This is a genomic window from Kocuria palustris, assembly GCF_007666205.1.
Classification (GTDB): domain Bacteria; phylum Actinomycetota; class Actinomycetes; order Actinomycetales; family Micrococcaceae; genus Kocuria; species Kocuria palustris_A.
This window is the reverse complement of the sequence record NZ_VDOR01000009.1, coordinates 94,836-114,037: the sequence shown is the minus strand read 5'-3', so window position 1 is coordinate 114,037 and position 19,202 is coordinate 94,836. Positions and strand designations below refer to the sequence as shown.

16 protein-coding genes are annotated in these 19,202 nt (G+C 72.7%); 2 read left to right on the top strand and 14 right to left on the bottom strand.

Features of this window, described 5'->3' with window-relative positions:
• Positions 1-519 precede the first annotated feature (519 nt).
• From tyrS to FSY66_RS09570, 6 genes are all read right to left on the bottom strand, one after another.
• Positions 520-1,839 (bottom strand): tyrosine--tRNA ligase, encoded by a 1,320-nt coding sequence (gene tyrS, locus FSY66_RS09595; RefSeq protein WP_144794248.1) that lies wholly within the window; start codon positions 1,837-1,839, stop codon positions 520-522.
• A 37-nt stretch (positions 1,840-1,876) separates the two neighbouring features.
• A complete protein-coding gene (locus tag FSY66_RS09590) occupies positions 1,877-4,216 on the bottom strand; it encodes a HelD family protein (protein ID WP_144794245.1) in 2,340 nt (779 codons plus the stop codon).
• 137 nt (positions 4,217-4,353) lie between these two features.
• The gene (locus FSY66_RS09585) at positions 4,354-4,860 is read right to left on the bottom strand and encodes an adenine phosphoribosyltransferase (RefSeq protein WP_144794320.1); all 507 of its coding nucleotides are present in this window, start codon (positions 4,858-4,860) and stop codon (positions 4,354-4,356) included.
• A 53-nt stretch (positions 4,861-4,913) separates the two neighbouring features.
• Positions 4,914-5,681, bottom strand: a complete 768-nt coding sequence (locus tag FSY66_RS09580) for a DNA-3-methyladenine glycosylase (RefSeq protein ID WP_260853621.1) — start codon at positions 5,679-5,681, stop codon at positions 4,914-4,916.
• Between the two features lie 6 nt (positions 5,682-5,687).
• Entirely contained in the window at positions 5,688-7,136 is a 1,449-nt protein-coding gene (gene argH, locus FSY66_RS09575; protein ID WP_144794241.1) for an argininosuccinate lyase, read from the bottom strand.
• Between the two features lie 454 nt (positions 7,137-7,590).
• Entirely contained in the window at positions 7,591-8,802 is a 1,212-nt protein-coding gene (locus FSY66_RS09570; protein WP_144794238.1) for an argininosuccinate synthase, read from the bottom strand.
• Positions 8,803-9,003: 201 nt separating this feature from the next.
• On the opposite strand from FSY66_RS09570, the gene FSY66_RS09565 reads away from it, so the two are divergent.
• Entirely contained in the window at positions 9,004-9,438 is a 435-nt protein-coding gene (locus tag FSY66_RS09565; RefSeq protein ID WP_144794235.1) for an ankyrin repeat domain-containing protein, read from the top strand.
• A gap of 89 nt (positions 9,439-9,527) precedes the next feature.
• Here the strand turns inward: FSY66_RS09565 and FSY66_RS09560 are convergent, their stop codons facing one another.
• From FSY66_RS09560 to argC, 7 genes are all read right to left on the bottom strand, one after another.
• Positions 9,528-11,021 carry a long-chain-fatty-acid--CoA ligase gene (locus tag FSY66_RS09560; protein WP_144794232.1) on the bottom strand — a complete coding sequence of 498 codons (1,494 nt, stop codon included), beginning with the start codon at positions 11,019-11,021 and terminating at the stop codon, positions 9,528-9,530.
• A gap of 112 nt (positions 11,022-11,133) precedes the next feature.
• Complete coding sequence (locus FSY66_RS09555) at positions 11,134-11,631, bottom strand: arginine repressor (protein ID WP_144794227.1); 498 nt, start codon at positions 11,629-11,631, stop codon at positions 11,134-11,136.
• Positions 11,628-12,602: an ornithine carbamoyltransferase gene (argF, locus tag FSY66_RS09550; RefSeq protein WP_144794224.1), complete on the bottom strand. Its 975-nt coding sequence runs from the start codon at positions 12,600-12,602 to the stop codon at positions 11,628-11,630. The genes FSY66_RS09555 and argF overlap by 4 nt, the downstream gene beginning before the upstream one ends.
• 49 nt (positions 12,603-12,651) lie before the next feature.
• Positions 12,652-13,953 carry an acetylornithine transaminase gene (locus tag FSY66_RS09545; protein WP_144794220.1) on the bottom strand — a complete coding sequence of 434 codons (1,302 nt, stop codon included), beginning with the start codon at positions 13,951-13,953 and terminating at the stop codon, positions 12,652-12,654.
• Positions 13,950-14,894, bottom strand: coding sequence for an acetylglutamate kinase (gene argB, locus FSY66_RS09540; protein WP_144794217.1), 945 nt, complete (start codon positions 14,892-14,894; stop codon positions 13,950-13,952). Before argB ends, FSY66_RS09545 begins: the two co-directional genes overlap by 4 nt.
• Before the next feature lie 59 nt (positions 14,895-14,953).
• The gene (argJ, locus tag FSY66_RS09535; protein WP_260853627.1) at positions 14,954-16,168 is read right to left on the bottom strand and encodes a bifunctional glutamate N-acetyltransferase/amino-acid acetyltransferase ArgJ; all 1,215 of its coding nucleotides are present in this window, start codon (positions 16,166-16,168) and stop codon (positions 14,954-14,956) included.
• 2 nt (positions 16,169-16,170) lie between these two features.
• On the bottom strand, positions 16,171-17,223 hold the full coding sequence (gene argC / locus FSY66_RS09530) for an N-acetyl-gamma-glutamyl-phosphate reductase (RefSeq protein WP_144794214.1): 1,053 nt from the start codon (positions 17,221-17,223) through the stop codon (positions 16,171-16,173).
• 122 nt (positions 17,224-17,345) lie between these two features.
• On the opposite strand from argC, the gene FSY66_RS09525 reads away from it, so the two are divergent.
• Positions 17,346-18,305 carry a quinone oxidoreductase family protein gene (locus FSY66_RS09525; protein WP_144794211.1) on the top strand — a complete coding sequence of 320 codons (960 nt, stop codon included), beginning with the start codon at positions 17,346-17,348 and terminating at the stop codon, positions 18,303-18,305.
• A 148-nt stretch (positions 18,306-18,453) separates the two neighbouring features.
• Here FSY66_RS09525 and FSY66_RS09520 read toward each other — a convergent pair whose 3' ends face one another.
• Positions 18,454-19,185: a hypothetical protein gene (locus FSY66_RS09520; RefSeq protein ID WP_144794208.1), complete on the bottom strand. Its 732-nt coding sequence runs from the start codon at positions 19,183-19,185 to the stop codon at positions 18,454-18,456.
• Positions 19,186-19,202 lie beyond the last annotated feature (17 nt).

Here is a 19,202-nt window from a genome sequence, read left to right as displayed (position 1 = left end):
CAGCAAACTTGGCACACTATCGAGTTCTCAAACAACAGACGACCAACCCGACCCCACCACAGGGCCAGCGAAGATCAGATCGTCCTGCTCGGGCCGCTCCCCCGCTGCAACCGCAGCTCGGTTCGCCTTTCCGCCCGAAGCACTCCGCAACGTTACCGTTCCGGCCCCTCCCGGTCAACTCGCTGTCTCCAGCGGGTGAACCTTCGGTTGCCTTCCGGCGTGTTGCTTGCAGTCCGACCCCGAGCGCCTCTCGGCCGTTCGGTGTCGTCCGGACTGCCGGAGCGACGAGAAGGAACACTACACACGGTCCCGGTCCCGCGCAAACCGCTGGAGTCGTTTGTGGTCCGACTCACCGCGATGCCGCCGCTGCGGCCGATCCTGCCGGCGGGCGAGCGGTCCCGCACCATGCGGACGGCCCCGGGTCATGGAACCCGGGGCCGTGGTCGCGTGCCGTCGGCACCGCATGGTGGCCGCGCGGCAGCCGCCGGTCCACACCTCCGGCGGAGCGCTGCCGGTCGTTCAGCCGTCGACGACCACGCCGGCCATGTTCTTCTTGCCGCGCTTGAGCAGTGCGTAGGCGCCGTGCAGCAGCATGTCGTCCACGAGCTGCGCGTCGACGCCCTGGATCCTGCGGTTGTTGACCGACACCCCGCCCTCCTGGAGCGTCCGCCGCGCCTCGGACCGCGTGGTCGACAGCCCCGTGGCCACGAGCAGGTCGATGATCGAGCGATCCTCGGCTCCCACCGCGGCCGACGGCAGCTCCCCGATCACGGCAGCGAGAGTCTGCCGGTCGAGCGCGCTCAGATCCCCCTTGCCGAAGACGGCCTCGGAGGCGGCGATCGCCTGCTCGGTGGCCTGGGTCCCGTGGACCAGGACGGTGACGTCCCAGGCGAGCTGCTTCTGGGCCGCGCGGCGGAACGGCTCCTCGGCGACGCGCCGCTCGAGCTCGGCGATCTCCTCGCTGGTCCGGAACGTGAAGACCTTGAGCCGGTCGATCACATCGGCATCGGCCGTGTTGAGCCAGAACTGGTAGAACGCGTACGGCGAGGTGAGCTCCGGATCGAGCCAGATGGCATTGCCCTCGGACTTGCCGAACTTGGTGCCGTCGGAGTTGGTGATCAGCGGAGTCCCGATGGCCTGCACCGAGGCGCCCTCCACCTTGCGCACCAGCTCGGTCCCGGAGGTGAGGTTGCCCCACTGATCGGACCCGCCGGTCTGCAGCATGCAGCCGTAGTCGCGGTGCAGGTTCAGGAAGTCCATGCCCTGCAGGATCTGGTAGCTGAACTCGGTGTAGGAGATGCCCTCCTCGGAGTTCAGGCGCTTGGCCACGATCTCCTTCTTGATCATGGTGCCCACGCGGAAGTGCTTGCCGACATCGCGCAGGAAGTCGATGGCCGACAGCCCGCCGGTCCAGTCCATGTTGTTGACCATGCGCGCGGCGTTGTCGCCCTCGAAGGACAGGAAGCGCTCGATCTGACCGCGCAGCCGCTCGACCCATTCGTCGACGACCTCGCGGGAGTTCAGCACTCGCTCGGAGGTCTGGCGGGGATCCCCGATCAGACCGGTCGATCCCCCGACGAGCCCCAGCGGCCGGTGGCCGGCGAGCTGGAGCCGGCGCAGCGTGAGCAGCTGGACCAGGTGCCCCAGGTGCAGCGACGCCGCGGTGGGATCGAAGCCGCAGTAATAGGTGATCGGCTCCCCGTTGAGCAGCTCCTCGAGGGCCGCCTCGTCCGTGGACACGTGCACGAGGCCCCGCCAGTTCAGCTCCTGCCAGATGCCGGGGAACGCGGGGTCGTTGTGCTGCGCTGCGAGATCGATCGCCGTGGGGGTCGTGGTCACGTGGGGAAACCTATCAGTGAGGGAGCGGTGGGTCCGGTCAGGCGCGGACGCCGTCGAAGCCTGCGGGCAGCGGTCCGGCCGAGACGGTGCGCAGGCGCTGGGTGGGGCGGGTCATGGCCACATAGAGCGAGCCGACGCCGTCGTACTCGTCGATGATCTCCTGCGGCTGCACCAGGACGACCGAGTCGAACTCGAGTCCCTTGGCATCCCACGTGGAGAGCACGACGATCTGGTGCTCGAGGCGGCGCACGCCGGCGCCCACCCGCCCGGGGAAGCGCCGGGCGAGCCGCTGCCCCACGGCCCTGACCCGATCCTCGGGTGCGATCACGGCGACCAGCCCGCCGTGCACGACCTCCAGCTCCTCCCCGAGCTGCCGCTCGATCGCCGCGAGCAGCTGCTCCTGGCCGGCTTCGGCGGGCAGCTCGTCGATGATCGGGGGCTCGCCCTCGCGCACGGCCCGGGGAGCCGCGACGTCCTGGCCGGCGGCCCGGGCGACGGCTGCGGCCACCGAGGCGACCGACTCGGGCGTGCGGTAGTTGACCGTGAGCTCCTCGAGGGAGAACCGATCGCCCACGAAGGGCGCGAGCGCATCGGCCCAGGACGTGGCCGCGGACGCCGAGCCCGCCTGCGCGATGTCGCCGACGACGGTGAACGACTTCATGGGGCACCGGCGCATCAGCACCCGCCACTGCATGGGGGTCAGCTCCTGCGCCTCGTCGACGACGACGTGGCCGTAGGCCCAGGTGCGATCCGCGGTCGCGGCCTCGGCGGCCGTCATGCGATGCACGTGCTCCTCGTTGAAATCGGTGAGGTCCTGGGCGCTGACGACGCCGTCGACGCCGACGTCCTCGAGGGCCTGGCTCATGTTGTACAGCGCCTTCTCGGCCATCTCGGTGGCCTTGGCGCGCTCCGCCTCGCCGGTGCGGATGCGCACGCCGGCGTCCTCGAGCGTGCCCAGGCGCTCGGCCGCCTCGTCGAGCAGCGGGACGTCGGAGACCGTCAGCGGCGCGTCCCGGTCCCGTGCGAGCAGGTCCCGCTGCTCCGGGCTCAGGTGCCGGAACGCGGAGTCCAGGTAGTGCCGCTTGGCGAACAGCTGCCGCACGAGCGTCTCGGCGGAGATCGGCAGCCACAGCAGGTTGACCGCGCGGCGCACCGCGGGCGCCTGCCGCAGGTCCTCGATCAGGTACGAACGGTCGATCACGTTGCCGGAACGCTCGTTCAGCTCCTCGCCGAGCTTCTCCGCCAGCTCCCGCAGGATGATCTTGAGGAAGGTCGTGCGGGCCTCGTTGTGAGGCTTGCCCGTGCCTCGAGCCTTCTCCCGCGCCCGGCGCACGAGCGAGCGCGTGAGGACCACGCGGTGGGAGTCGACCTCCAGGACCTGGTCCTGCGCGGGCAGCTTCTGCCGGTCCCGGACCGCCCGCTTGATGACGTCGACCATCTCGAGCCCGGCCTTCAGCCGCGCCGCCTCCCGGCTGCGCTCGGGCACGCCGTGCACGCCCGGGTACAGATCGGCCAGCGAGGACATGACGACGCCGGTCTCCCCGAGAGACGGGAGGACGCGGTCGATGTACCACAGGAACGACGACGACGGCCCGACGATCAGCACCCCCGAGCGGCGCAGCCGCTCCCGGTGCTCGTAGAGCAGGAACGCCGCGCGATGCAGCGCCACGGCCGTCTTGCCGGTGCCGGGCCCGCCCTGGACCACCCGCACGCCCTGCAGGGGCGCGCGGATGATGCGGTCCTGCTCCCCCTGGATCGTGGCGACGATGTCGGTCATGCGCCCGGTCCGCTTGGAGTTCAGCGCCGCGAGCAGAGCGCCCTCTCCCTGGAGCACGCTCTCGTCGTCGAGCAGCTCGGGGTCCAGGACGTCGTCCTCGATCGCCGAGACGTCGCGCCCGTCGAGGATCAGGTGCCGACGACGCCGGACGCCCATCCGGCTGCGGCCGGTGGCCTGGTAGAAGGCGGCCGCCTCGCGGGCCCGCCAGTCGACGAGCAGCCGCTGATGGTCCTCCGTGGCCAGCCCGATCCGCCCGATGTAGCGGGTCGCGGCCTCTCCCTCGTCCGCGGTGTCGATCCGGCCGAAGACCAGCCGCTGGTCGACGGCCTCCAGCTGCGCCAGGCGGTCCTCGTAGTGCGTGGCGAAGGCATCGCGCTCGGACCGGGACTGGTGCCCGCCGCCGGCGTCCGATCGGCGCACGCGGTCCAGCTCGGCGGCCTTCTCCTCGCGCAGCGCATCCAGACGCTCGTAGAGCCGCCCGACGTAGGCCTGCTCGACGGCCAGCTGCCGCTCGAGCGCGGCCCGGGAGGCGTCCCGGTCCTCGCCGCGGTCATCGGGCGATCCCGACTGGGTGCTGGTGCTGCCGGCGACATCCGTCATGTGCTCGTGCTCCTCGAAACGTCCGCATCGCCCCGATCAGCCCGGATCAGGGGACCAGACATCCTAGTCCTCCGCGTGTGAACGGGAGGTTGCCGGCCCGGGACGGGCCTTCTGCTCTCAGCAGATCGGACGGCGGCTCACACCCGGTACAGCGCGCGGGCGCGGTGCCCGCCCAGGCGCGCCCGGCCGCGCAGCTCCGTGAGCTCCATGAGCAGCCCGAAGCCCGCGATGTGCAGCCCGGCGCGGTGCAGCAGCCTCGCGCTGGCCTCCAGGGTGCCGCCGGTCGCGAGGATGTCGTCGACGACGAGCACGCGGGAGCCGCGGGGGACGTCGTCGGTGTGGATCTCGAGGACCGCGGAGCCGTACTCGAGCTGGTAGCTCTCGCGGTACGTCTCGCGGGGCAGCTTGCCCTCCTTGCGGACGGGGATGACCCCGGCCCCGGTGGCCCGCGAGACGGCGCCCGCGAGCAGGAATCCGCGCGCCTCGATGCCGGCCACGTACTCGAACTGCCCGCTGAACACCTCCGCCAGGGCGTCGACGGCGCGCGCGAAGGCGGGGCCGTCGGCGAACAGCGGGGTCAGATCGCGGAAGAGCACCCCGGGCTCGGGGTGGTCCGGGATCTTGACGCACAGCCGGTCGATCATCTCCTCGACCGATTCGGGTCGGGAGTCGGGCACGGGGGCGGGGCTGCGCTGAGTCACGCGCCCATCGTAGTGTCCCGGCCGCGCGTGCGGCGCTTCTTGGGCGAGGCCCTGCGGTACGGGGAGACCGTCGGATCCCCGGGGATCGCGAAGCGCCACGGGAACCGGTCGGTGCCGCCCTCGCCCGAGACCCCGGTGCGCGCCGTGGTGACCACCGACTCCGGCGGCGTCCCGAGCTCGAGCAGCAGCCGCCGTGCACTGCCGGCGGGTTCCGGAGCCGCGGCTCCGGAGGACGAGGCGTCCGGTGCCGCGGCTCGGGGCGACCCGAGGGGGGCGCCGTCGTCGTCGAGCCCCAGGCCCAGGGCCTGGGCCATGTTGCCCGGCCCGCGGGCCAGGGAGGCCTCGGAGGGCGCCGTGGACCGCCGCGCGGATCGGCGGCGGACGGCGATCTCGACGCCCTCGACGACCTCGCCGGAGCGCAGCAGGCACCCCCCGGGCTCCCCCTCGGGCCGGCAGACCAGGTTGATCGCGTGGTGCAGGCCGTAGGTGAAGTACACGTACGCGTGCCCCGGCGGGCCGAACATCGAGGCGTTGCGGGCGGTGCGCCCGTTGTACGTGTGCGCTCCGGGGTCCGGCAGGTCGCTGCCGGCCTGGCCGCCGTAGGCCTCGATCTCGCTGAGCCGCACGGTGACCGTGCCCTCAGGCGTCACGGAGCTCAGCCGCGCCCCGAGCAGCAGCGGCGCGACCTCGGGGGCCGGGCGGTGCAGGATCTCGAGCAGCCGGGGGTCCAGCGGGCCGCCGGCGCTGCGTGTGGTCTCCGGCACGCCCGCTCAGGCCCCGACCACGGGAGCGCGGTCCTCGAAGGCCTCGAGCGCCCTCAGCCGGTCCTCGAGGGCCGCCAGCTGCGCCTCGACGGCCTGCGGGCCGGTTCCGCCCTGGGAGGAGCGAGAGCGCAGCGAGCCCTCGAGCGTGAGGACCTCGCGCACCTGCGGGGTGAGGCGCGCGTCGATCGCGGCGAAGTCGTCGTCGCTCAGGTCCCAGAGCTCGATGTCGCGCTGCTCGCACACGCGCACCGCGTCGCCGGAGATCTCGTGCGCGTCGCGGAAGGGCACGCCCTGGCGGACCAGCCACTCGGCGATGTCGGTGGCCAGCGCGAAGCCGCGCGGCGCCAGCTCGGCCATGCGCTCGGTGCTGAAGCTGAGGGTCGCGATCATGCCGGAGACGGCGGGCAGCAGGACCTCGAGCTGGTCGATCGCGTCGAAGACCGGCTCCTTGTCCTCCTGCAGGTCCCGGTTGTAGGCCAGCGGCAGGGCCTTGAGCGTGGCCAGCAGGCCCGTCAGGTCCCCGATCAGCCGGCCGGACTTGCCGCGGGCGAGCTCGGCGACGTCCGGGTTCTTCTTCTGCGGCATGATCGAGGACCCCGTGGAGAAGGAGTCGTGCAGGGTCACGAAGGAGAACTCCTTGGTGGCCCATGTCGTGATCTCCTCGCTGATCCGCGAGACGTCGACGGAGAGCATCGCGCAGATCCACGCGAACTCCGCGTAGACATCGCGCGAGGCCGTGCCGTCGATCGAGTTGTGCACAGCGGAGTCGAAGCCCAGCTCGCGGGCCACGGCGTTCGGGTCCAGGCCCAGCGTCGAACCCGCGAGCGCCCCGGAGCCGTAGGGCGACACCGCGGCGCGCCGGTCCCAGTCCACGAAGCGCTCGACGTCGCGCACCATGGCCCAGGCGTGGGCCAGCAGATGGTGGGAGAGCAGGATCGGCTGGGCGTGCTGCAGGTGCGTGCGCCCCGGCATGGGGGCGAACGGGTGCGCCTTCGCCTGCTGGATCAGGGCGCGGACGACGTCGAGCAGCTCCTTGGCGATGATCGAGGCGTGATCGCGCAGGTACATCCGGCCCTCGGTGGCGATCTGGTCGTTGCGAGAGCGCCCCGCGCGCAGCTTCCCGCCCAGCTCGGGGCCGGCGCGCTCGATCAGGCCGCGCTCGAGCGAGCCGTGCACGTCCTCGTCCGACTCCGCGGGCAGGTAGGCGCCCGAGCGGACGTCGGCCTCGAGACGGTCGAGCGCATCGAGCATGCCGTCGAGCTCGTCGTCGCTGAGCAGGTCCACGGCATGCAGCACGCGGGCGTGGGCGCGCGAGCCAGCGATGTCGTACGGCGCCAGCCGCCAGTCGAACTGCGTGGACTTGGACAGCGCGGCGAGCGCCTGGTCCGGGCCGCCCGCGAAGCGCCCGCCCCACAGCGCGCCCTCGTTGGTCCCGTGCTTGACGTGCTCTGCCACTGGTGCTGCTCCTCGATCGTGTCCTTGTGCTGGCTCCAGCTTAGGGCTGGTGGTGGTATGTGGGTTCGTCCGCTGGGCCCGGGATGGGCGGTGGACCGATTGGTGACAGCTCTGCACGCCATCAGAGCTGATGGGATGCGCAGCTGTCACCAGCCCACCGGCGGACGTGGGAAGGGCGGAGGGGGGGGGCCGGTCGGCTCAGCGGTTCGACGCCGCCCTCGGATCCTCAGCCGTGTCGCCGATCCGCCGCTGCCGACCAGGACCCAGGAGTCGCCTATGCAGGGCATCCGCCGCTGAAGATCTGCACAGGAGACCCCTCGCGGCGCCGTCCCGGCCGGCTCGAGAGTCAGGAAGGGCACGGCGGCCTCTCCTCCCGCAGACGTCGAGCGAAGCAGTCAAGAGAGGAGGGGCCGCCGTGTCGTCGGGCTGCGGAGACCGGCTCAGCGCCCGCGGGTCACCTGCCCCCGGCGGCCAGGCGCTGGTCGCGGGCGGAGGCGACCTTGGAGGACATGCCGAACAGCTCGATGAAGCCGCGGGCCTGGGACTGGTCGAAGGAGTCGCCCTCGTCGTAGGTCGCCAGGTTGAAGTCGTACAGCGCGGTCTCCGAGCGCCGGCCCGTCACGGAGGCCTTGCCGGCGTGCAGCGTCATCCGGATCTCGCCGTTGACGTAGCGCTGGGTGTCGTCGAGGAAGACGTCGAGGGACTTCTTCAGCGGGGAGAACCACTGGCCGTCGTACACCAGCTCGGTCCAGCGCTGGCCGACGGTCTTCTTGAACCGGGCCTGCTCGCGCTCGACGGTGACGTTCTCGAGCTCCTGGTGCGCGGCGATCAGGGCCATCGCGCCGGGGGCCTCGTAGATCTCGCGGGACTTGATGCCCACGAGGCGGTCCTCGACGATGTCGATGCGGCCCACGCCGTGCGCACCCGCGCGGCGGTTGAGCTCCTGGATGGCCTCGAGCGGGGTGACCTTCCGCCCGTCGATCGCCACGGGGATGCCCTGCTCGAAGCCGATGACGACCTCGTCGGGCGCGGGCGGGAACGCCGGGTCGTCGGTGTAGTCGTAGACATCCTTGGTGGGGCCGTTCCAGATGTCCTCGAGGAAGCCGGTCTCGACCGCGCGGCCCCAGACGTTCTGGTCGATCGAGAAGGGGTTCTTCTTGGTCGTCTCGATCGGCAGGTCGTTGCGCTCGGCGTAGTCGATGGCCTTCTCGCGGGTCAGGGCGAGGTCGCGCACCGGGGCGATGCACTGCAGGTCCGGGCCCAGGGTCTGGATGCCGACCTCGAAGCGGACCTGGTCGTTGCCCTTGCCGGTGCAGCCGTGGGCGACGGTCGTGGCGCCGTGCTCCTTGGCGGCGTCGACGAGGTGCTTGACGATCACGGGGCGGGAGACGGCCGAGACCAGCGGGTAGGCGTCCATGTAGAGGGCGTTGGCCTTGAGCGCCGGCATGCAGTACTGCTCCGCGAACTCGTCGCGGGCGTCGGCGACCACGGCCTCGACCGCGCCGCAGTCGAGGGCGCGCTGGCGGATGGCCTCGAGGTCCTCGCCGCCCTGTCCGACGTCGACGGCGCAGGCGATGACCTCGGCACCCGTGGCCTCGCCGATCCAGCCGATGGCGACGGACGTGTCCAGGCCGCCCGAGTAGGCGAGTACGACGCGCTCGGTCATGTGTGTCTCCTTGGAAGAATCGGGTGCTGCGGGTCTGCTGTGCATGACTATACACACCGGGTTGTATTTATGCATTGTGGGGCGCGGCGGCAGGCCGGATACTGGACGGCGGATCTGCTCGTCCCGCGCGGCCTGCTCGGAAGCCAGCGCCCCCGGGGCCATGATCCCCCAGCAGCCGTCCCGAGAACGCCAAGGAGTCCCATGTCCGAGCAGAACACCGCCCCCGATCCCCAGCCCGGCGGCGCCCCCGAGCTCAGCGAGGACGAGCTCGCGCTGCTGAACCAGATGTTCGACCTCGCCCGCGAGGGCGGCACCGATCAGCTGCGCCAGGCCCTCGAGGCCGGGGTCCCGGTCAACCTGACCAACGGCAAGGGCGACACCCTGCTCAACCTCGCGGCGTACCACGAGCACGAGGACACGGTCGCGATGCTGCTCGAGCACCGGGCGGACACCGAGCGCGTCTCGGACATGGGCTTCACCGCCCTGATCTGCGCGGTCTTCCGCGGCAACGAGGCCATCACCCGGCGCCTGCTCGAGGCCGGCGCCGGGCAGGACACCGGCTTCCGGCCAGCACGCGCCGTGGCCGAGGAGTTCGGGCGCACGAACGTCATCCCGCTGCTCGACGAGCACGCCTGAACGGCGTCCCGGCAGACCGCCGGCGCAGCGCATGACGGCCCGCCCGGGCAGGACGGCGGGCCGTCGTCGCACCCGGGCGCGGACCGGGTTCAGCCCAGGTCGATCTCGCGCTTGAGGATCTTGCCGGTCGAGCCCTTGGGCAGGGACTCGACGACCCGGTAGTCGTGCGGCCGCTTGTAGGAGGCGAGCCCGCTGCGCAGCATCGATCGCAGCTCGGCGACGACCGCGTCCCGGTCGTGGCCCTCGCGCAGGACCAGGCAGGCCGCGATCCGCTGATCCGAGGTGAGATCGCCGCGCCCGACCACGGCGGCCTCCTCGATGCCCGGGTGCTCGTAGATCAGCTCCTCGACCTCGCGCGGATAGACGTTGTAGCCGTTGCGCAGGATCGTGTCCTTCTTCCGGTCCACGATCCAGAAGCGGTCGTGCTCGTCCTGCCGGGCCATGTCCCCCGTGCGGAAGAACTCGCCGGCGAAGGCCGCCGCCGTGGCCTCGGGCTGCCGCCAGTACCCGGCCATGACGTAGCGCCCGGCCACCGCCAGCTCCCCGATCTCCCCTCGGGGCAGCTCCTCGCCGGCGTCGTCCAGGATGATCAGGCGAGCGTCCTCGACGGCGGTCCCGATCGAACCGGGGACGCGCTCGTGGATGGGGTGGTTGAAGGCCACGACGGGAGAGGTCTCCGACAGGCCGTAGCCCTCGTAGAGCGTGATGCCGAAGAGCTGCTCGAAGCGCTTGAGCACCTCGACGGGCAGCGCGGCGCCGCCGGAGATCGCCGAATGCAGGGCGGGCAGCTCGAGCCGCTCCTTGGCCTGCACCTGGCACAGCGCCATGAGCATGGACGGCACCCCGATGGGCCGGGTCACCGAGTGGTCGCGCAGCTGGTGCAGCACGGCGCGGGGCTGGAAGGACGGGACCAGGCTGATGGTCGCGCCCACGGCCACGGGCGCGTTCAGGCACACCGTCTGGCCGAACACGTGGAAGAACGGCAGCGCGCCCAGCACGACGTCCTCGGGCACGTAGGTGAACATCCGGGTGGTCATCAGGGCGTTGGACCTCACGTTGTCGTGCGTGAGCGACGCGCCCTTGGGATCGCCCGTGGTGCCGGAGGTGAACAGCAGCACCGCGAGATCGTCGTCGGCCCGCTCGGCGGGTGCCCCAGGAGCCTGGGCCGGCTCCGGTGCCCGGAGGGTCTGCGCATCCGTCTCGAGGAACGGGATCCCCCGGGCCAGCTCCGCGTGGGCGGCGCGCGCGTTCGCCGAGACGGCGGCATCCGCCACGACGGCGGAGAGCTCCGCGGCGGCGAACAGCCCGTGCAGCTCGCGCGCGGTCAGCAGCGGGTTCAGGGGCACCACGACCGCCCCCAGGCGCAGGATGCCGTAGTACGCGACGGCCATCTGCGGCACGTTGGGGGCGATCAGCGCCACCCGGTCGCCCTCCCCCACGCCCTCGGCGCGCAGCGTGCCGGCGAAGGAGGCGACCAGCTCCTCGAGCTCGGCGTAGGAGACCGCCAGGTCGCCGACGCGCAGCGCGACGGCCTCCGGCAGGCGGCGGGCGGAATCGGTGAGCAGGGTCGCGAGATTCGTCACGGGGTGGCCTTCGGCTCAGGGCGCCCGGCTCGGGGCGCGGAGCCGGCGGGACGGGTCGGCTCGCTGCGAATAGGACGGGGGCCATTGGACCACATCCCCCCGACGCCGCGCCTCACTCCCCGCCCGCCAGGCGCAGGAAGTGCTCGGCCAGCTCCTCCCCGCCGGACGGGTCCCGGCTGATGACCATGATCGAGTCGTCCCCGGCGATCGTGCCCAGGACGGGCCGGATCCCGGACTGGTCGATGATCGAGGCGAAGTACTGCGCCGCCCCCGGCGGGGTCTTGAGCATCACGAGGTTGGCGGAGGCCTCGGCAGTCACGAGCAGCTCGCGGCACACGCCCGCCAGCCGCGCCTCCGGGGAGGCGGGGGCCTCGGCCGCCCCGGCGGGCTCGCCCGCGGCCGAGGGCACCGTGTACACGAGGGAGCCGGAGGCGTCCCGCACGCGCACGGCGCCGACCTCCACGAGATCCCGGGACAGGGTGGCCTGGGTGACCTGCAGGTCGTCGCGGGCCAGCAGCTGCGCGAGCTCGGCCTGCGAGTGGACGGAGCCGGAGCCGACGAGCTCGACGATGCGGGCCTGGCGGGCGATCTTGGTGGCGGGGATGCTCATCGGTCGGACCCCGGCAGCGCGATCTCCCCGGTCTCGAGGCTGTAGCGCCCCGAGGCCGCCAGCAGCCAGACCATGAGCGCCTTCTGGGCATGCAGGCGGTTCTCCGCCTCCTGGAAGACGGCCGAGCGCGGGCCGTCGATGACCTCGGCGGCGACCTCCGAGCCGCGGTAGGCCGGCAGGCAGTGCATGAACACGGCCTCCGAGCCGGCCTGGGCCATCGCCGCCGCATCGACCGCGTAGGGCCGGAAGACCTCCGCGCGCGCCGCCGCCTGGTCCTCCTGGCCCATCGAGATCCAGGTGTCCGTGCAGACCACGTCGGCGCCGTCGAGGGCCTGCGCAGGGTCCTCCGTGACCAGCACCGAGCCGCCCGTGACCCGGGCCCGCTCCCGGGCCTGCGCGACGACCTCGTCATCCGGCAGGTACGGAGACGGGCCCGCGATGCGCACGTCCATCCCGGCCGTGGCCATGCCGAGCAGGTACGAGTTGGCCATGTTGTTGGCCGCATCACCCAGGTAGGCGAAGCTGCGGCCGCTCGTCCCCCCGAGCTGCTCCCGGATCGTCATCAGGTCGGCCAGGATCTGGCACGGGTGGAAGTCGTCGGACAGGGCGTTGATCACGGGGACCCGCGAGTGCTCCGCCATCTCCTCGAGCCCGGCGTGGCCGAAGGTCCGCCACACGATCAGCCCGACCATCCGGGAGATCACCCGGGCCGTGTCGGCGATGGACTCCTTGGCCCCGAGCTGGGACTCGCCCGGGTTGACCACGAGCGGCGAGCCGCCGAGGTCGGAGATGCCGGTCGCGAACGAGTAGCGCGTGCGCGTGGAGGTCTTGTCGAAGATCACGGTGGCCGTCTGGGGCCCGGCCAGCGGGCGGTGCCGCCACCGGTCCTGCTTCAGCTCGGCGGCGAGCGCGAGCACTTCGGCCTGCTCGGCTGGGCTCAGGTCCGTGTCGCGCAGGAAGTGGCGTGGCATCTCGGGGTCCTTCGTCGGAGGGTCGATCGGTGGTGTGCAGGAGGCCGGCTCAGCTGCCGGGGGCGCTGCGCGCGGCGGCGCGGGCGGCCTCGAGGATCGAGGGCAGCGCGGCGAGCAGCTCGTCGGCCTGGGCGGTGGTCAGGACCAGCGGCGGGGCCAGGCGCAGGGTCAGGGGCCCGGTCGCATTGACGATGAAGCCCGCACTCCGCGCGGCGGCCACGACGGCGGGGCCCAGCGCCGGGGCCGTCGACCCGTCCGATGCCCCGTCCGAGGGGGCGGGCTCGAGGTCGACGCCGATCAGCAGACCGTGCCCGCGCACCTCGGCGACGCCGTCGATCCGGCGCAGCCCGCCCGCCAGGCGGGCCCCCACCGAACGGGCGTTCTCCAGGAGCCCCTCGTCCTCGATGGCCTGCAGCGTGGCCAGCCCGGCGGCCGTGGCCAGCGGATTGCCGCCGAAGGTCGTGCCGTGCTGACCGGGCCCGAGCAGCCCGGAGACGTGCTCGCCGAACGTGATCACGGCCCCGATCGGGAAGCCGCCCCCCAGGCCCTTGGCCAGGGTCACGGCATCGGGGGCGTCGTCCCCGCTCAGCTCGGCCGCGCCGGCGAACCACTGCCCCGTGCGCCCGATGCCCGTCTGGACCTCGTCGACGATCAGCAGAGCGCCGTGCTCGCGCGTCAGCTCCCGGGCCCGGCGCAGCCAGCCCTGGGGCAGCGGGCGGATCCCGGACTCCCCCTGGATCGGCTCGGCGATCACGGCGCTGACGGTGTCGTCGACGGCCGCCTCGAGGGCCTCGATCGTGGGGGCGATGTGCTCGACCCCGCCGGGCATGGGCTCGAACGGCTCGCGATAGGCCGCCTTGGCGGTCATGGCCAGGGCGCCGATCGTGCGGCCGTGGAAGGCGCCCTCGAGCGCCACGATCCGCGAGCGCGGTCCGTCGGGCCCCGGCGCCGCCCGGCCCTGCCTGCGGGCCAGCTTGAAGGCCGCCTCGTTGGCCTCGGAGCCCGAGTTGGCGAAGAAGACGAGCGAGCCCGCGGGGGCCCGGGCGACCTCGAGCAGCTTCTCGGCGAGCGCGATCTGCTGCGGGGAGGTGAAGAAGTTGGAGATGTGGCCCAGGACGGCCGCCTGCTCGGAGACGGCGCGGACCCACGAGGGGTGGGCGTGGCCCAGGGCGTTGACGGCGATGCCGCCCAGCAGGTCGAGCAGCCGGTTCCCGTCGGCATCCCAGACGACCGCGCCCTCGCCGCGCACGAGCGCCGCCTGGGGCCGGCCGAAGACGCCGAGCAGGTGCTGGTCGTACTGCTCGAGCAGCTGCGGGCCGTCCTGATGATCGCTGTGCTGGGTCTGGCTCATCCCGCCGCCTCCGTGCCCTCGTGGTCCTTCGCGCGCTCGGCGCGCACCTCGGTGCCGATGCCCTCGTCGGTGAAGATCTCCAGCAGCACGGAGTGCGCCACGCGGCCGTCGACGATCGTGGCGCGCGGGACCCCGCCCTCGACAGCGGCGAGCGCGGCCTCCATCTTGGGGATCATCCCGGACTGCAGGGAGGGCAGCAGCTCGCGCAGCTCGGAGTCGGCGAGCGAGGAGATCAGCGAGTCCCGGTCGGGCCAGTCCGCGTAGAGGCCCTCGATGTCGGTCAGCGCCACGAGCTTCTCGGCGCCCAGCGCCACGGCGATCGCGGCCGCTGCGGTGTCGGCGTTGATGTTGAGCACCTCGCCCGTGAAGCGCCCCGCGCCGTCGACCTCCGGGGCGATCGAGGAGACCACGGGGATGCGCCCGGCCGCCATCAGCTCGCGCAGCGGGGCGGGGCTCACCGAGACGATCTCGCCCACGTGGCCGAGATCCACCTCCCGGCCGTCCACGACCGTGCCGCGGCGCACCGCGCCGAGCAGGGAGGCGTCCTCGCCGGAGATGCCCACCGCGTAGGGGCCGGTCGCATTGAGCAGCGAGACCAGCTCGCGCTGCACCTGGCCGGTGAGCACCATGCGGATGACGTCGACGGCCTCCTTCGACGTGACCCGCAGCCCGCCGCGGAACTGCGAGGCGATCCCCATGCGCTCGAGCATCCGATCGATCTGCGGGCCGCCCCCGTGCACGACGACGGGACGGATCCCGACCTCGCGCAGGAAGACCATGTCCGCGGCGAAGGCCTCCCGCAGCGGCTCGGAGACCATGGCGTTGCCGCCGTACTTGAAGACCATCACGGCGCCGGAGAACCGCCTGATCCACGGCAGCGCCTCCATGAGCACGCCGGCCTTGGCGCGGGCGGCGGCGATGCGGTCGGATGGGGCGGTCATGGCTGCTCCTGGGATTCGGATGGGCGGTCGGGCGGGGGGACGGGCGGTCCGGGGCGTGCTCAGGTGGAGTACGCCGAGTTCTCCTCGACGTAGTCGTGGGTCAGGTCGTTGGTCCAGATCGTGGCCTCATGGGACCCGGCCTTCAGGTCGACGACGACCTCCGCCTTCCGCGAGGCGGCCAGGTCCACCCCTTCGCGGGGATCGCCGATCATCCCCGCGCGGCAGACCATGACGCCGTTGATCGAGACGTCGAGCTCGTCGGGGTCGAAGCCCGCCGAGGTCGTGCCCACGGCCGAGAGGACGCGGCCCCAGTTGGGATCGTTGCCGAAGATCGCGGTCTTGAAGAGGTTGGAGCGGGCCACGGCGCGGGAGACCTCCTCGGCCTCGGCCTCGCTGCGCGCGCCCGTCGTGGTGATGACGATGTCGTGGGCCGCGCCCTCGGCGTCGGTGATCAGCTGCTGGGCCAGGCTGTGGCACACCGCGGCGAGCGCCTGCGCGAAGCCGTGCTCGTCCGGCGCGATGCCCGAGGCCCCCGAGGCCAGCAGCGCGACGGTGTCGTTGGTCGACATGCAGCCGTCCGAGTCGGCGCGGTCGAAGGTCGCGGCGCACGCCTGGCGCAGGCTGCGCCGCAGGGCCTCGGCGGGCAGGTCGGCATCGGTCGTGAGCACCACGAGCATCGTGGCCAGACCGGGGGCGAGCATGCCCGCGCCCTTGGCCATGCCGCCGATGCTCCAGCCCGCGGGATCCGCGTGGGCGGCCTGCTTGGCCACGGAGTCCGTGGTCATGATCGCGCCCGCGGCCCGCAGCCCGGCGGCATGGTCGCCGGCCGCATCGGCCAGCACCGAGGGCAGGCCCTGCCGCATCACGTCCATGGGCAGCTGCTCGCCGATCAGCCCGGTCGAGCACACGATCACCTCCCCCGCCCCGATCCCCAGGGCCTCCCCGACCAGCTCCGCGGTCTCCTGCGCGGACCGGAGGCCCTGCGGGCCCGTGCAGGCATTCGCTCCGCCGGAGTTGAGGATCACGGCGCGCGCCGATCCGTCGGAGACCACCCGACGGGACCAGTGGACGGGGGCGGCGGCCACCCGGTTCGAGGTGAACACCGCGGCGGCGGCCGAGCCCGGCCCGTCGTTGACGACGACGGCCAGATCCGGACGGCCCGAGGCCTTGAACCCCGCCGTCGCGCTGCCGGCGCGGAAGCCCGCCGGAGCGGTCACGCCCCGGTCGAGGTCCACGGCCAGGTCCGCGGCCGGATGCTGGGACGGATGGGCGATGCTCACGGTGCGACCCCCTGCTGGTTCAGGCCCGTGTCCTCGGGGAGGCCCAGGGCGATGTTCATGGACTGCACGGCGCCGCCGGCGGTGCCCTTGACGAGGTTGTCGAGCGCGCAGCTCACGATCACGCGTCCGGCGCGCTCGTCCAGGGCGACCTGCAGCTGCACGTGGTTGGAGCCCAGGACGGCCTGGGTCGCGGGCCACTGCCCCTCCGGCAGCAGGTGGACGAAGGGCTCGTCGTCATAGGCCCGGTGCAGAGCCGCGCGCACGGACTCCGCCGTCGCCCCCTGGGCCGCGCGCGCGGTCGCGGTCGTGAGGATCCCCCGCGGCATGGGCGCCAGCGTGGGGGTGAAGGACACGACGACGTCATCGCGTCCGGAGGCCCAGCCCAGTCCCTGCTCGATCTCGGGGGTGTGGCGGTGCACGCCGCCCACGCCGTAGGGCGACATCCCGCCCATGACCTCGGCGCCCAGCAGGTGGGGCTTGAGCGACCGGCCCGCTCCGGAGGCCCCGGAGGCCGCCACGATCACGATGTCGCGCAGCTCGATCGCCCCGGCCGCGGCCAGCGGCGCGAGCGCCAGCTGCGAGCCGGTCGGGTAGCACCCCGGGATCGCGATGCGCCGCGCATCGACCAGCCGCGAGCGCTGGCGGGTGCCGTCGGGGGCCACGATCATCTCGGGCAGGCCGTAGGGCCATGTCCCGGCGTGGTCGCTGCCGTAGAAGCGATCCCACGCCTCCGCCGAGGCGAGCCGGTGGTCGGCAGCGGCGTCGATCACGATCGTGGACCCGGGCAGCTGGGCCGCGATCTCGGCGGAGGCCCCGTGCGGCAGGGCGAGCACGACGACGTCGTGGCCGGCGAGCTCCTCGAGGCTCGAATCGACGATGACCCGGTCGGCCAGCCCGTGCAGATGCGGCTGCACCTCGCCGAGGCGCCGCCCCGCCGTCGAGTGCGCGGCGACCGCCCCGATCTCGATCTCCGGATGCGCCATGAGCAGCCGGAGGATCTCTCCCCCGGCGTAGCCGCTGGCTCCTGAGACTGCTGCCGTGAATGTCATGCGGCCATCCTACGCAACTTTATGCACTCATGTCGATATTTATGCAGATGGCGCGGGGCGCGGCGCTAGGCTCGAGAGCACGAGCACACCGGCGGCGCGTCCGCCGGGGAGAGGAGCAGCGCATGCGCGCCATCACGATCACGCAGCACGGCGGGCCCGAGGTCCTCACGGTCTCCGAGGTCGAGGAGCCCGCCCCCGGCCCCGGCCAGGTCCTCGTGCGCACCCGGCGCACCGGCGTCAACTTCATCGAGACCTATCAGCGCGAGGGCGTCTACGACGTCGATCTGCCCTTCACTCCGGGCACCGAGGGCTGCGGGGAGATCATCGCCCTGGGGGAGGGCGTGGACTCGCTCGAGGTCGGCCAGCGCATCACCACGTCGCAGGGGCGGGCCACCTACGCCGAGCAGTTCGTCGTGGACGCCGAGCGGGTGGTCGTGGTCCCGGAGCCCGTCTCCGACGACGCCGCGGGCGCCCTGCCGCTGCAGGGCTTCACCGCGCACTACCTGACCCGCTCGACCTACGCGGTGGGCCCGGACACGACGGCCGTCATCACCGCCGCGGCCGGCGGCGTGGGGGGCGTGGCCATCCAGCTCATGAAGCGCCAGGGCGCCACGGTCATCGGCCTGACGTCGAGCCCCGAGAAGGCCGAGACGGCCCGCTCGCTGGGCGCCGACCACGTCCTGCCCTACGAGGGCTTCGCCGACGGGGTCGAGGAGATCACGGGCGGGCGCGGCGCGGACGTCGTCTACGACTCGGTCGGCCGGGCCACGTTCGACGAGTCGCTGGCCGCGGTCCATCTGCGCGGCATGGTCGTGCTCTTCGGCGGCTCCTCCGGGCAGGTGCCCCCCTTCGACCTCCAGCGCCTCAATGCGATGGGCTCGCTGTACGTGACGCGGCCGTCGCTCAACGCCTACATGCAGACCCGGGAGGAGCGCGACTGGCGGGCCCGGGAGATGTTCGAGGCCATCGACGACGGGCTGCGGATCAGGGTCGGGGGCACCTACGCGCTCGACGACGCCGCTCGGGCCCACCGGGATCTGGAGTCCCGCAGCACGCAGGGCAAGCTGCTGCTCACCTTCTGAGGCCGACGCGCGCATGCACGAGGGGCCGTGCCGATCCGCTGCGGATCGGCACGGCCCCTCCTCGGCGCTCTCCCTGTCGGCCGCCCCCGGCCCGGCGCCGCCGACCCCCGCACCGCTCAGCTCGGCTCCGGATGCGGAGCCGCTCGGCTCAGCGCCGACCGCGGCGGCGCAGGGCGGCCGCCGCGGCGATCCCGGCACCCAGGGCGAGCACGGAGCCCACGGCCAGGACGGTGCCCTTCGTGCGCTCCTGCGAGACGCTGCGGTCCGTGATGCCCGAGCCCAGGGAGCCGGCGTCCTCGGTGGAGAGCACCTGCAGCTCCCCGTCCTCGATGCCGAGCAGGACGTCGACCTCCTGATCGAAGTCCTCCGGCGAGGCCCCGCGGCCCTCGCCGCGGACCTCGACCGTGTCCCCCGCCTCGGGGGTGAACGGATCCTGCAGGCCGTTGTCGAAGCGCTGCTCGGCGATCTCCGGGTCGTCGGGCAGGGTGACCGCGTACTTGGGGTTGTACGTCTGGGCCTGCAGGTCGTGGGTCATGTCGGTGTAGGCGCCCTGCACCGCCCACGTCCGGTTCGCCCAGCCCTGCAGCTGCTCGCCGCGCTGGAACGCGGAGTACGACCAGATGGCCAGCAGCAGCGCCAGGACCACCCCGAGGACCGCGGCGATGACCGGGGGCCACGCGGTGCGCGGCTCCTCTCCTCCCGCTGCGTCGAAGTCCTCCAGGGGATCGCCCTCGGGGGCGGCGTCCGTGCCTCCGCGCAGGGAGAACGCGTCCCGGAACGCCGAGCCGGCGCCGTCTCCGCGGCGGCCCGTCGCCCGCAGGCGCCGGCTGCCGTCGTCGTCCCGGGGGTCGGGGGCATCGGGGTCGTGGTCCGTGCTCATCTGCTCTCCTCCCGCGC